Source organism: Streptomyces phaeochromogenes, from assembly GCF_001418655.1.
Lineage (GTDB): Bacteria > Actinomycetota > Actinomycetes > Streptomycetales > Streptomycetaceae > Streptomyces > Streptomyces phaeochromogenes.
In genome coordinates this window covers 1-13,079 of record NZ_LIQZ01000119.1, presented here as the reverse complement: position 1 = coordinate 13,079, position 13,079 = coordinate 1, and the positions used below count along the sequence as shown (strand labels likewise).

Below are 13,079 nucleotides of genomic sequence, written 5' to 3'. Positions count from 1 at the left end.
ACGGACTCCCGCTCGTGCCCCCGCTGTACCCCGGACACTCGATGCGCTGCTGACTGTCGCCGTACGCCGTGGCGATGTTCGTGCACCACACGGGCGCCTCCCGCGCCTTGGGATACCCGACAACCGTGACGGCCTCCCCCACCGAACTCAGCCCCGGCCCGGCAACCAGCCGATTACCCCCGACCAGGTCCTCGACCTCCTCCCCACCCCGGGAGACAACACGAGCGAACGCCACATCACTGTCCTCGTCCTGCCGCCCCTTCCACCCGTCGCCGACATACGTCCGCGTCACGGCCCACTCCCCGTACGGCGCCTTCCCGTCCCGATACCCGGGCACGAACTCGATGCCCCCACTCCCACTCCCACTCCCAGTCAGACAGTGAGCGGCAGTGACGATGAGATCCCGCCTCTCGCTGTGCACGACGGAGGCGGTGCAGTAGTGCACCCCACCCCTGACGAGCACTCCCACCCGCGCGTTCTCGGCACTCACGGGAGCCGTCGTCGTATCGCCGAGCGGTTCGGGCGTACGCACCCGCCCGTGCGCCACCGCCACGGGAACCGACCCGGTGGCCAGCAGCGCAACGGCGACGAGGAGAGGGAGACAGATGGGGCGCTTCATCGGAGGAAGCCTTGCCGGGCGGGGTGAGAGAAACGCCTGGCCTCACCTGAGAATCCCGTATGAACCGGGTCAGCGAAACGGTCCCCGACTCCTACGCGCCGGTACGTCGCCCGGCACGTGGCGAATCGCCGTACAGGGGGAACCGGTCAGTGGCGACCTCGAAGCCGAGCGGCGCAGGCAGCGGCACGGATTCGCCGAACTTGCCGGGCAGCACGTCCCGATAGGCGCCGTTGTCCGGGCGGGTGTGCAGGGCCCAGGTGCCCTTGCGGGGGTCGACGACGAGGAGGACGGGAACACGGGCGACCGCGTACCAGTCAGCCTTGTCCCTGATCTCCCTGGACTTCTCGGACTGGGAGATCACCTCCATCGCCAGCACCGCGTCCTCAGGAGCGGCCAGCCAGTCGTCATCTTCCTCCCACTCGATGGGCAGCACGATCAGATCCGGCGTCACATAGTCGTCCGGCTCCTCCGGCAACGCGATCGAGGACATCTCGTACGCGCCCAGCCCTTCGGGCAGAACCGCCTCCAGCTGCCGACGCAGTCGCACCACCACACCCGCGTGTTTCCCACGCGGCGACGGGGACATCACGAGCTTTCCTCCCACGATCTGCACCCGCAGACCCGACGCGTTCTCGATCTTCTCGGCGATCTCGCGCAGATTCCCCGGGCGGGGTCGCGGATAGGGCGATACGGCCATTGCTCGCTGCCTCCATCCCTCCACCTCGGTGGCTGCGCGAGCGGGGTCGATGGGAGGCCCGACATCCCGCTCGGCATCGATCCCACCGTACTGTGCGGTCTCCGGCGCTGCCTCGGCCTCACTGCCCGTACGTGCACACGCGGCCCCTTTGCGTCGCTGTTCAAGCTGTGTCACGCCACCCCTCCCTCACTCTCCGATCACGTTCAATCACCGTAGGCCATCACACTGACAGTCGACCCACAGCAGCTTCCCGCCCCGGTCTCCCCCCAGCGCGTAGGCGCCCCACGTGTCCGCACACGCCCGCACGAGGTGCAGCCCGCGCCCGCTCTCGGAGGTGTCCGGCGGTACGACACCGGGGGCGTCGAAGCCCCGCGGGACGGTCGGGTCGGAGTCCCACACGCCGATCCACAGCCGCCCGGACTCGGCGGCGCGCAGGCGAAGGGCGTACGGGCCGTTGGTATGGAGATGGGCGTTGGTGAGCAGCTCGGCGGCGAGCAGCTCCGCCGTGGGGGCGAGCCGGGCGAGGTCGTGAGCGGCGAGGACGGTTCGCAGGGTCGCGCGGGCGATGCCCGGAGCTCGGGGATCGTGCGGGAGTTGAAGGGTGTAGGCCCAGGACGGGGATACGGTGGCCATCGAAGTCTCCGGTCACGGAGGGGAGTTGGACGGTTGCTCAGTGACCGCGGTCGCTCCGTCGAGCGGGGTACTTCTGAGCGGGGCGCCTGGGCAATAAGGTAGCGGCGTAAATCTAAGTACTTACACGATTCCTAAGAAAGCACTGATCAACCACTCGTGTGAGTGAAGAGGGAGGCGGGGCAACCCGTGAGAAGCAACCCGACGGGTCGTCAACTCCGTCTGGGCACCGAGCTGCGCAAACTCCGGGAGCGTGCAGGCCTCACATCCACGCAGGCCAGCCGACTGCTCGGCGTACAGCAGAACCAGATCAGCAATGTGGAAGCCGGACGTGCCGGCGTCAGCCCGGAGCGGGTCCGCACGCTGGCGTGCCACTACGACTGCGGGGACAAGGCTCTCGTCGAGGCGCTCAGCGGCATGGCCGCGGAACGGGCACGCGGCTGGTGGGAGCAGTACCGGGAACTCCTACCCGCCGTACTGCTCGACCTCGCCGAAGTCGAGCACCACGCCACACGACTGCGCACGGCCGTCACAGTGCACATCCCGGGCCTCTTCCAGACCACGGACTACGCCCGCGAGATCTTCCGCCAGGACGTACCGGAGATGTCCCCGCCCGACATCGAGCACCGGGTGTCCTTCCGCGTGAAGCGCCAAGCCGTGCTCTACCGGGACTCCCCCACCCCGCACCGGGCGATCATCCACGAGGCAGCCCTGCGCATGAAGTTCGGCGGGGCATCCGTGACCCGCACCCAGCTCCAACACCTGCTGGACATGAGCGAGCGGGACCACGTCACCCTCCACGTGATCCCGTTCGACGCCGGTACGTTCCCGGGGTCGGGCCAGTCCATCTACTACTCCGACGGTCCGGTGCCGCAGCTCGACACCGTGAACCTCGACCAGTCCCACGGCCCGGCGTTCCTCGACTCCGAGGCCCAGCTGGACAAGTACCGCGTACTGCTGGATCGCATGGAGGCAAGCGCGCTCCCACCCGTGGAGTCGCGGGACTTCATCCACAAAGTCGTCCAGGACCTGTGAGGAAACCCAAGATGCCCGAGCCCACCTGGCAGAAGTCGTCCTACTGCGCCCAAGGCAACTCGTGCGTACACATAGCCACCGCCCCCACCGGCACCATCCATCTCACCGAAAGCGGCGACCCCGCCCACTCCATACTCGGGGCCACCCCCCAGGCCTTCGCCGCCCTCATCCACGTACTCAAAGAGAACCCGGCCCATGTCTGACATCCCCACGAACCTCACCTGGGAACGCGCCGCCCCGCCGGAGGCGACCGGCCCGGGCCCCTGGATCGAGCTCGCCTTCGGCGACAACGACCTCGTCTACATCCGCGAGACCAGCGACCCGGACACCGTCGTCACGACCACCCAGAAGAAGTGGGACGCCTTCGTACTCGGCGTACAGGCAGGCGAGTTCGACCACTTCGTGGAGGGCGTGGAGGGTGTGGAGGGTGTGGAGGACGGGTCACCCTAGACCGACGTCAGTCCGATTCGGTATCGCCTTCGGCGTCGACATCGGCCCCGGTGTACGCCGCCGTCGTACGGTCCGCCCCCGCCCGAGCAACCCCCTCCGCCTCACCGTCGGAGACACTCGCCGCGTACCAGGCCTCGCTGCTCAGGGTGACGAACCGGAGGCCCTCCTCGGTGCCGAACCAGGCCATGGCCTCCTCGGGGTTCACGGCCTCGCCGGTGGACAGGTGCAGGGTGAGGCCGATGAGGGCCATGTCCCAGCCGACGCCGACGGCTCCGGGGCCGAACTGGGCCCACTTCTCGTCGTCGTCGGGGGCGATGTGGTCCAGCTCGAAGCGCGTACCGCCGTCCGCCTCGGGGATCAGCCGGAGCTCGATCCAGGTGACGTCCCCGGCGAACTCCCAGGTCGCGGTGAAGCCCCGCGGCGGGTCGCAGCTCTCGACGGTGCCGTTGGCGTTGCCCTGCAGCTGGTACTTGCCGCCGACGCGGAGGTCACCGGTGACGGGCAGGAACCAGCGCGGGATGCGCTCGGGGTTGGTGCAGGCGTCCCAGAGGTCCTCGACGGTCGAGTCGTACGTCTGGCTCAAGGTCACCACGTGACCCTCGCCGGCCTCGATGACACGGCTGCCGACCTGGCGCCGTACGGCGTTGATCTGGTGGGTGACGTCGATCATGGGGTGCTCCTCTGCTGTACGGGTTCGTCGCCGCCGGGGCCGTCAGCGGACTCACGGAGCCGGCGCTCGCGCTTGCCCCGGGCCAGTTCGGTGGCCAGGGCATCCAGGTGGGGGGTCCAGAAATGCCGGAAGCGGGCCAGCCACGCGTCGATGTCGCGCAACGGGTCGGAGTTGACGGCGTAGAGCCGCCGGGTCCCCTCCGGCCGGACCGTGGCGAAGCCGTTCTCCCGCAGCACCTTCAGATGCTGCGAGACGCCCGGCTGCGATATCCCGAACTCCTCCCTGATGACCTCCGAGACGGCCCCGGAGCTCATCTCACCGTCGGCGAGCAGCTCAAGGATCCGGCGGCGTACGGGATCCCCGAGTACGTCGAATGCGTGCACGGCACCAACGTATCACTGCTCACTTATATAAGCGCAAGCAAATATAGTCACCGCTTGTCATTCCTGTGAGTCGGGTCAAGCCACAGCCAGCCCCTTGCCATCGCACAGCCATTGATCAGTAAGGCGGGCGCCGGGTTCGGTAAGGCGGAAGTCAGGATTCCGGGACGCGCCTTGTTGTCACGTACTCAACAAGGGATGGTCATCCGCGGGCCGCTTGATCCTTTCGACCCAGGCCCCCGCCGGGGACACCGCACCGGCGACACCGCACCCGCACCGCCCCGGTCAACCACGCCCAGGAGGCTGTCCGTTGCGTTCCACGACCCCCCACACCCCGTCCGACAGACCCACCAAATCCGTCAGAAGATCCACCAACAGGCCGTCCAACAGGCTTTCCATACGCGGCCGATGGAGCCGCATCGGATCCGCCGCGGTCGCCGCCACCGCACTCGTCCTCGCCGGACTGGCCACGACCGGCCAGGCAGCCGCGGCCCCCGCCACTGCCCTCGCCGCCGCCAAGTCCTCGGCCGGCAAGGTGACATGGACCCGGGCCTGCGCCACGCCCGCGAAGGGCCGGATGGCCTGCAAGGCGCTGCGCGTCACCGGCGGCACGACCGCCTTCCAGAAGGCCGAGACGAAGGCCGACGGCGTCACGCCGAAGGCCGCGGACGCCTCCACCCCCTCCGGCTACGGCCCGAGCGACCTCCAGGACGCGTACGGTCTGACGTCCGCCGCCTCCTCCAGGGGCTCCGGCGAGACCATCGCGATCGTGGACGCGTACGACGACCCGAACGCCGCGGCGGACCTCGCCAAGTACCGCTCGTACTACGGCCTTTCCTCCTGCACCACGGCCAACGGCTGCTTCAAGAAGGTCAGTCAGACCGGGTCGACGACCTCCCTCCCCACCGCCGACAGCGGCTGGGCGGAGGAGATCTCCCTCGACCTGGACATGGCCAGCGCGACCTGCCCGAACTGCAACATCCTCCTGGTCGAGGCCAAGTCGTCCTCCATGGCCGACCTCGGCACGGCCGTGAACAGGGCGGTCACACTCGGCGCGAAGTACGTGTCCAACAGCTACGGCGGCGGCGAGTCGTCCTCCGACTCCTCCTACGACACCTCGTACTTCAAGCACCCGGGCGTCGCGATCACGGTCAGCGCGGGCGACAGCGGCTACGGCGCCGAGTACCCGGCGGCCTCCCAGTACGTGACCGCGGTCGGCGGCACCGCCCTCTCCTCCGACTCCTCCTCCCGCGGCTGGAGCGAGAAGGTCTGGTCGACCAGCAGCACCGAGGGCACCGGCTCGGGCTGCTCCTCCTACGACACGAAGCCGACCTGGCAGACAGACACGGGCTGCACCAAGCGAGCCATCTCGGACGTCTCAGCTGTCGCCGACCCGGCGACAGGCGTCTCGGTCTACGACTCCTACGGCGTCACGGCCGGCTGGTACACCTTCGGCGGTACGAGCGCCTCGGCCCCGATCATCGCGGGCGTGTACGCCCTCGCCGGCACCCCCTCCACCAGCTCCTACCCGGCGAAGTTCCCGTACGCGGCGGCCGGCACGTCCTCCCTCAACGACGTGACCAGCGGCAGCAACGGCACCTGCACCACGAGCTACCTCTGCACGGCCACCTCGGGCTACGACGGCCCGACGGGCCTGGGCACACCCGAGGGACTTACGGCCTTCACCGGCTGACGGTCACTCAACCGGCAGGAACGAAGGGCCGCGGTGGTCACCCACCGCGGCCCTTTGCCATGCCCATTACCAATGCCGCAGCCGCGCCCATGGCCATGCCCTGTGGGTGACACCCCGCCACATCCGCACGCTCCCAACCGAGATAGCCTCTCCCCAGCGCAAAACGGGCGGCGTCTACTCACCAGGAGACGTACGACCCGGAGAACATCGGCACGACGGACCGGCGCACATGGGACGGGGTCGGGCTCGATGGGCGGGCGGAGTGGGTCGACGCCCGGAGTGAGCCGGATAAGAGGGGCTAACGACGGAACCACACCTCAGGTTCCGGTTCGACTTCCGGTTCCACTTCATTGCCCGGCGTGACCTGCCGTGATACACAGAGTGACGATATGCCTCCCTGTATACCGACCCCCGCTCCCGTCAGGGCCCCGCGAGGGCCGGTGACAAGGGATCCGTACGAAACCCGCCAATCAATGACGCCAAGTCGACATGCGACAGCGTCATTGTCGGCGACAATGGCCCTGACCTCTGCGCAGAGTGGCAGGGGGTGCAGAACAACCCACAAGGGGCGGTGACTTACATGCTTTTCGCAGCCGAAAAGGGCGACATCAACACCATCATCGGCGGGATTGCCCCGGACTGGGGCCCCTTCGGCAGCCTGGGCAACGAGGCGCGGGTAATGATCGAGGTCGTGATGGCGGTCGCCATCCTGCTGTGCCTCGGCATCGCGATCTGGGGCGCGGCGAAGCAACGCATCGGCGCGACGGCCCTCCGCGACACCTTCAGTGCCGAACAAGGCAAGGGCCTCATCGTCGCGGGTCTCACCGGAGTCTTCATCATCGGTTCCCTCGGCACTGTCTTCACCATCGTGTACGGCATGGCCGTCTAGGCGGCCCGCCGGCTCGGCGTCCTCAGACCCGGCCGGGCGCACCCGGTCTCCCTCTACCCATCCGTCCGTCGTGCCCACCGGCTGAGGTTGCGTTTCCCTGATGTCGAGTCACCACACCGCGCCCGCGCCGAAGCCAGCGCGGCTACCGTCGTATTACGCGGTTCAGCAAGAGGTTGAGGGGGCGTACGCGGCATGAGTCTCGGCGACGAGCACGGAGCGCGCGGCGACGACGGCGGATACGGGGGCACCGGCCAGACCCGCACACGGCTTCCCGACAGTGCCGGTGACGTCTACGGCGGCGCACGACGCGGCGGCCGTTCGTCCTCCCGCAGCCTCGTCACGGTGGTGGGAGTCGTGGTGCTCCTGATCGCCGCCATCGCCTTCGCGAACCGTGGTGGCGGTGATTCCGGCTCGGACGAGTCGGGCGGCGACAAGACGAAATCGGCGCCGACGGCGGCCACCGGCGACCAACCGGTGGAGACGAAGGCGGGCGGCATCCCGTCGGGGTTCTCCCACAACCAGCAGGGGGCGGAGTCCGCCGCCGCCAATTACTCGGTGGTGCTGGTTTCGGCCGACATCCTCAAGCCCGCCAGGCGCAGCGAGATCGTCCAGCAGGTGTTCGTCGCCGACAAGGTGGCCGCGCTGCAGGCCAAGCTGGACAAGGCGTACTCCAAGGAGTTCCTGAGCAACGTCGGCCTGGACGAGAACGGCAACGCGGCCTCAGGACAGACCTACGTCTCACGCACCATGCCGGTCGGCACCAAGGTCACCGACCACTCCGCCGACGCGGCGACCGTCGAGGTCTGGTGCACGGGTGTCTTCGGCACGGCCGGGGACGACTCGAAGAACCCGGTCAGCAACGACTGGTTCACCATGACGCTCCAACTGCGGTGGGCCGACGGCGACTGGAAGGTCGACAGCTTCTCCCAGAAGGATGGACCGGCGCCGGTGAACGGCGACAACACGGTCTCGCCGTCCGACGAGATCTCGAAGGCCGTCGAAGAGTTCGGAGGCTTCACGTATGCCCGGTAGCCCGCGCCGCGTACTAAAGGTCACCGCCGCCGTCGCAGCCGTACAGACCACGCTCGTGCTGCTCGCCACACGGGCCGCCGCCGCACCGACGCCGACGCCTTCGCCGTCCGACGACAACTGCGACCTGATCGTCGGACCCGCCAAGGACTACTGCGAACGGGACGGCGGCTCCAGCCGCAACGGCCCCTCCCTCGACGACCCTGCAACGGCTCTCGACCCCCTCGCCTCCCTGGCCAAGGGCTGCGCGAAGGCCGCCTCCTGGACCATCGACAAGCTCAGTGACGCCGTCCAGAACACGGCGACCGTCGACTTCACGAACACCACGTTCCTGCAGCAGTACGCGGTCGTCTTCGCCGCGTCGACGATCCTGACCCTCCTCCTGTGGCTGCTCGCGGTCGCCAAGCGGGCCGTACGAGGCGTCCCCCTCAGCACGGCCATCGGCGAGGCGATCGGCTTCCTCTGGCTGACGGTGCTGGCCTCGGCCTTCACCCCGCTCATCCTCTACACCGTCGTGTCGGCGACCGACGGCATCGCCGAGGTCCTCGCCAAGACGACCGGCAACCAGACGGACACGTTCTTCGGCAACTTCTCCGGCGCCCTGAACAAGGGCACCGACATCGGCGGCGGCCCGATCATGCTGATCGTCGTGTCGCTCGTGTCGATCCTCGCCGCCGGCGTGCTGTGGCTGGAGCTCGTGATCCGCGCCGCCCTCCTCTACGTGGGCGCGCTCCTCGGCACCGTCGTCTACGCCGGCCTGGTCGACAAGAACCTCTGGGGCCACGTCCGCCGCTGGGCAGGCATCATGATCGCCGTCATCCTCGTGAAACCGGTGATCGTGATCGTGCTGGGCCTGGCCGGAGCCCTCTCCGCCGAGGACGGACCCGACGCGTTCTCCGCCGTCGTCTCCGGCCTCGCCATCATCCTGCTCGCCATCTTCGCGAGCGCGATGATCTACCGCTTCGTACCGGGCTTCGGCGACGAGATCGCCGGCTCCCGCAACAACCGCATCATGCAGGGCGCCGAAGGCAAGGCCGCGGCCGTCATCAGCTCGCCCGCCACCCTCGTCGCCCAGGGCATCAAGACCCACAGCGCCCGGGCCGACAACAACGGCGGCGGAGGCGGAGGCGGCGGAGCCCGCCCCTCCAACCCCGTCTCCGGCGGCGTCGCCGCCCACAGCTCACGCGGCGGCTCGGGCGGGGGCGGCGGCGGATCTGTCCCCTCCGCCGCACCCCCACCCCGCAGCAGCCCGGTGAACACCCCCCACGCCGGAAACACACGCAACAGCAGCAACAACCGCACGGGAGGTGAAGGGCGTTGACGACCGAGGCCCATGTGTCCCATCCGGTCACGCCCCGCCGGACATATCTGATCGGCCGCGCCCGGCCGAACGCGATCGTCGGCCGGAACCGCGAGTCCGGCGAGATCGCGCTGATCATCGTGGGCGCGTTCCTCGGCATGATGTCCGGTCTGATCGTCCCCGTGCTCTCCCTGCGCATCGTGTCCCTCGTGGGCTTCCCGATGCTGGCACTGGCCGCGGTCTACGTGCCGTACAAGCGGCGGACCTTCTACAAGTGGTTCGAGATCAACCGCAGTTACAAGCGCAGCCTCCGCCAGGGCACCGCCTACCGCAGCAAGGTCATGGAGTCCGGCACGCGCATCGACGGCCGCGAGGTCGAGGTCGGCCCCCCGCCCGGCATCGGACGGATCACCTGGCTCGCCGCGCCCTTCGGCCCGGACGAGATCGCCGTCCTCCTGCACGCCGACCGGAAAACCGTCACTGCGGCCATCGAGATCGAGGGCCCCGGCGTCGGCCTCCGCGACAGCGAGGACCAGGAAACCCTCGTCGACCGCTTCGGCACCCTGCTCAAGCACGTCGCGAACGGCGACGGCTTCGTCACCCGCCTCCAGATGCTCGCCCGTACGCTCCCCGCCGACCCGGACGCCCACGCCAAGGACGTCGTCGTACGCGGCGACGAGAAGGCCCCCGGCTGGCTCCAGCAGTCCTACGACCAGCTCCAGTCCATGGTGTCGACGAGCAGCGAACAGCACCGCGCCTACCTCGTCGCCTGCATGCACTACTCCCGCGAACTCGCCGCCGAGGGCCACGCGATGGCCCGCGCCGCGCGCCCGCAGGGCGGCAAGAAGCTCGACCGCGACTCCGGACTCGCCGTCGTCATGGCCCGCGAGCTCACCGACATCTGCTCACGCCTCCAGGAGGCCGACATCCGGGTGCGCCAGCCGCTCGGACAGGGCCGGCTCTCCTCCCTCGTACATTCGATGTACGACCCGGACCACCCCATCGACCACATCCAGGCGATGACCAAGCGCAACGCCTGGCCGGCCGAGCTGGACGCCATGGAGCCCACCTACCTCCAGGCCAAGACCCGCGAGTCCTCCACCCGCGCCCCCTGGTGCCACTCCACGGCCTGGGTGAAGGAGTGGCCGATGACCCCGGTGGGCGTCAACTTCCTCGCCCCGCTGCTCGTCCACACCCCCGACGTGATCCGCACGGTCGCCGTGACGATGGACCTCGAACCCACCGAGGTCGCCATCGAGCGCATGCTGACCGAGAAGACGAACGACGACGCCGAGGCCAGCCGCCAGGCCAAGATGAACCGCACCGTCGACCCGCGCGACGTCGCCTCGCACAACCGCATGGACCAGCGCGGCGAGGACCTCGCGAGCGGCGCGGCCGGCGTCAACATCGTCGGATACATCACCGTCTCGTCCCGCAACCCCGAAGCCCTCGCCCGCGACAAGCGGACCATAAGGGCCTCGGCCGGCAAGTCGTATCTGAAGCTGGAGTGGTGCGACAGAGAGCACCACCGCGCCTTCGTGAACACACTCCCGTTCGCCACCGGCATCCGAAGGTAGGGCTGAGTACTGATGCGGGATCCGCTGTCCGTCCTCACCGAGGCCTTCACGTCCTTCCTCTTCGGCAAGGTCGAGACGACCCGCCCACCGGTGCGCACCTCCACCGGCCAGGCCCAGGCCGTCTACCTGCCGACCGCCGCCCCCGGCCTCGGCGACTCCGGCGTCATCATCGGCCGCGAGGTCTACTCCGGGAAGGGCTACATCTACGATCCCTTCCAGCTGTACGGACAGCAGCTTCCGGCCCCGCACTGGCTGGTCCTCGGCGAGTCCGGCAACGGCAAGTCGGCCCTGGAGAAGACGTACGTCCTGCGGCAGCTGAGGTTCAAGGACCGCCAGGTCGTCGTGCTCGACGCACAGGGCGAGGACGGCGACGGCGAGTGGAACCTCATCGCCCGCGAGCTGGGTATAACCCCCATCCGGCTCGACCCGACCGCCGCCCTGGACATGGGAATCCGGCTCAACCCGCTCGACCCCGCGATCACCACGACCGGCCAGCTCGCCCTGCTCCGGACGATCATCGAGGTCGCGATGGGCCACGGCCTGGACGAGCGCTCCGGCTTCGCGCTCAAGGTCGCGCACGCCTACGTCAACGAGACGATCGTCGAGCGCCAGCCCGTACTGACGGACATCGTCGAGCAACTCCGCCACCCCGAACCGGAGTCGGCGGAGGCGATGAACGTCGCCATAGACGACGTACGGGCCTGGGGCCTGGACGTCGCCCTCGTCATCGACCGCCTCGTCGACGGTGACCTGCGCGGCATGTTCGACGGCCCGACGACCGTCGGCATCGACCTCGACGCGCCGCTCATCGTCTTCGACCTGTCCCACATCGACCGCAACTCCATTGCCATGCCGATCCTCATGGCGATCGTCGGCGTGTGGCTGGAGCACACCTGGATCCGCCCCGACCGGAGGAAGCGCATCTTCCTGGTCGAGGAGGCCTGGCACATCATCAACAGCCCGTTCGTGGCCCAGCTCTTCCAGCGCCTGCTGAAGTTCGGACGCCGCCTGGGTCTGTCGTTCGTGGCGGTGGTCCACCACTTGAGCGACGTGGTCGACGGAGCGGCGGCGAAGGAGGCCTCCGCGATCCTCAAGATGGCGTCCACCCGGACGATCTACGCCCAGAAGGCGGATGAGGCGAGGTCGACGGGACGGGTCCTCGGCCTGCCCAGGTGGGCTGTGGAGATCATCCCCACCCTGACGCCCGGCATCGCGGTCTGGGACGTCAACGGCAACGTCCAAGTGGTCAAACACCTGATCACCGAGACCGAACGCCCCCTCGTCTTCACCGACCGCGCCATGACACAGTCGTCGGCCGACCACCTGACGGACGACGCCCTGCGGGCCGCCGAACTGGAGGCGGAGGAACGCGCGGCGGCGTTCATGGAGCAACACCTGAGCGACCTCGACGACTCGTCCGAGTCCACGGTGGCGTAGAGGAGCGGCCCGAGATGAGACCGGACGACCGAGACCGCCACCGCGGCGGCGAAGGCGGCATCCCCGACGGACTGCTGGTCGGTGTCCTGGCCTTCGTCCTCGGCATGACCGTCATGGTGTGGACTGCGACCGGCCTGGCCGGCCTCTTCACCCACGGCTCCTGGCCCGCCGAGGTCACCTTCCGCCGTACGCCCCTGGCCATGCGCCAACTCGTCGAGGCCCCCCACGACATCGCGGCCGCCTGGCCGGAAACCCCGGAGACCCAACTCTCCGGGTACGGCCTCTTCTGGGGCCTGTTCATCGGCCAGCTGATGGTCCTCCTGGTCCTGACGGTGTTCGTCATGGGGACGGCGGCGAGGTGGCGGGCGGGGAGGGCGAGACGCAGGGCGCTGGCGCTGGCTGCTGCGGCGGAGCCGGACCTTCTGTCCAAGGACGGGCCTCGCGAGGTTCCTCGGAGCCGGGGGGCGGAACGGCCGGAGGTCGAGCGGCCGGAGCGGCCGGAGCGCCCGGGGGTGGAACACCCCGCGGCGGTACACCATCCGGGACACCCGCCGGTCGAGCACGCCACGGCGCCGCAGCCGGCGGTGGAGCACGCTGCGGCGGCGCCGGTCCGGGCGGCGGAGCCGCCGCTGGAATCGGTTCCCGTGACAACCGACGGTGAACGGGCGGGTGG

At 69.0% G+C, this 13,079-nt stretch carries 14 protein-coding genes and 1 pseudogene; 10 read left to right on the top strand and 5 right to left on the bottom strand.

The window, feature by feature from the left end; genetic code table 11:
- The 3 genes from AOK17_RS17315 to AOK17_RS17305 all read right to left on the bottom strand — a co-directional run.
- Nucleotides 1-619, bottom strand: a 619-nt coding sequence (locus tag AOK17_RS17315) for a trypsin-like serine peptidase (RefSeq protein WP_055613384.1), incomplete at its 3' end; no start/stop codon positions are given.
- A 91-nt stretch (nt 620-710) separates the two neighbouring features.
- The gene (locus AOK17_RS17310; protein ID WP_055613383.1) at nt 711-1,316 is read right to left on the bottom strand and encodes a Uma2 family endonuclease; all 606 of its coding nucleotides are present in this window, start codon (nt 1,314-1,316) and stop codon (nt 711-713) included.
- 207 nt (nt 1,317-1,523) lie between these two features.
- Nucleotides 1,524-1,949: an ATP-binding protein gene (locus AOK17_RS17305; RefSeq protein WP_055613382.1), complete on the bottom strand. Its 426-nt coding sequence runs from the start codon at nt 1,947-1,949 to the stop codon at nt 1,524-1,526.
- A 186-nt stretch (nt 1,950-2,135) separates the two neighbouring features.
- On the opposite strand from AOK17_RS17305, the gene AOK17_RS17300 reads away from it, so the two are divergent.
- From AOK17_RS17300 to AOK17_RS17290, 3 genes are read left to right on the top strand one after another with little or no spacing between them, the layout of a single operon-like run.
- The gene (locus tag AOK17_RS17300; protein ID WP_055613381.1) at nt 2,136-2,981 is read left to right on the top strand and encodes a helix-turn-helix domain-containing protein; all 846 of its coding nucleotides are present in this window, start codon (nt 2,136-2,138) and stop codon (nt 2,979-2,981) included.
- An 11-nt stretch (nt 2,982-2,992) separates the two neighbouring features.
- Nucleotides 2,993-3,184, top strand: coding sequence for a DUF397 domain-containing protein (locus AOK17_RS17295; RefSeq protein WP_055613380.1), 192 nt, complete (start codon nt 2,993-2,995; stop codon nt 3,182-3,184).
- Nucleotides 3,177-3,431: a DUF397 domain-containing protein gene (locus AOK17_RS17290; protein WP_055613379.1), complete on the top strand. Its 255-nt coding sequence runs from the start codon at nt 3,177-3,179 to the stop codon at nt 3,429-3,431. Before AOK17_RS17295 ends, AOK17_RS17290 begins: the two co-directional genes overlap by 8 nt.
- Nucleotides 3,432-3,438: 7 nt before the next feature.
- On the opposite strand, the gene AOK17_RS17285 is transcribed toward AOK17_RS17290, so the two are convergent.
- A complete protein-coding gene (locus AOK17_RS17285; protein ID WP_055613378.1) occupies nt 3,439-4,101 on the bottom strand; it encodes an SRPBCC family protein in 663 nt (220 codons plus the stop codon).
- Nucleotides 4,098-4,484 (bottom strand): ArsR/SmtB family transcription factor, encoded by a 387-nt coding sequence (locus tag AOK17_RS17280; protein ID WP_055613377.1) that lies wholly within the window; start codon nt 4,482-4,484, stop codon nt 4,098-4,100. The genes AOK17_RS17285 and AOK17_RS17280 overlap by 4 nt, the downstream gene beginning before the upstream one ends.
- 307 nt (nt 4,485-4,791) lie before the next feature.
- Here AOK17_RS17280 and AOK17_RS17275 point away from each other — a divergent pair, with 307 nt between their 5' ends.
- The 7 genes and pseudogenes from AOK17_RS17275 to AOK17_RS52245 all read left to right on the top strand — a co-directional run.
- On the top strand, nt 4,792-6,174 hold the full coding sequence (locus AOK17_RS17275; protein ID WP_425424614.1) for a S53 family peptidase: 1,383 nt from the start codon (nt 4,792-4,794) through the stop codon (nt 6,172-6,174).
- Between the two features lie 580 nt (nt 6,175-6,754).
- The gene (locus tag AOK17_RS17270; protein WP_055613376.1) at nt 6,755-7,063 is read left to right on the top strand and encodes a hypothetical protein; all 309 of its coding nucleotides are present in this window, start codon (nt 6,755-6,757) and stop codon (nt 7,061-7,063) included.
- A 192-nt stretch (nt 7,064-7,255) separates the two neighbouring features.
- Complete coding sequence (locus AOK17_RS17265) at nt 7,256-8,095, top strand: DUF8175 domain-containg protein (protein ID WP_055613375.1); 840 nt, start codon at nt 7,256-7,258, stop codon at nt 8,093-8,095.
- A complete protein-coding gene (locus AOK17_RS17260; protein ID WP_055613374.1) occupies nt 8,085-9,413 on the top strand; it encodes a hypothetical protein in 1,329 nt (442 codons plus the stop codon). The genes AOK17_RS17265 and AOK17_RS17260 overlap by 11 nt, the downstream gene beginning before the upstream one ends.
- Complete coding sequence (locus AOK17_RS17255) at nt 9,410-10,969, top strand: SCO6880 family protein (protein ID WP_055613373.1); 1,560 nt, start codon at nt 9,410-9,412, stop codon at nt 10,967-10,969. The genes AOK17_RS17260 and AOK17_RS17255 overlap by 4 nt, the downstream gene beginning before the upstream one ends.
- A gap of 12 nt (nt 10,970-10,981) precedes the next feature.
- Nucleotides 10,982-12,406 carry an ATP-binding protein gene (locus AOK17_RS17250; protein WP_055613372.1) on the top strand — a complete coding sequence of 475 codons (1,425 nt, stop codon included), beginning with the start codon at nt 10,982-10,984 and terminating at the stop codon, nt 12,404-12,406.
- Nucleotides 12,407-12,420: 14 nt separating this feature from the next.
- Nucleotides 12,421-13,079: pseudogene (locus tag AOK17_RS52245) on the top strand (type VI secretion protein); the annotation flags it as partial.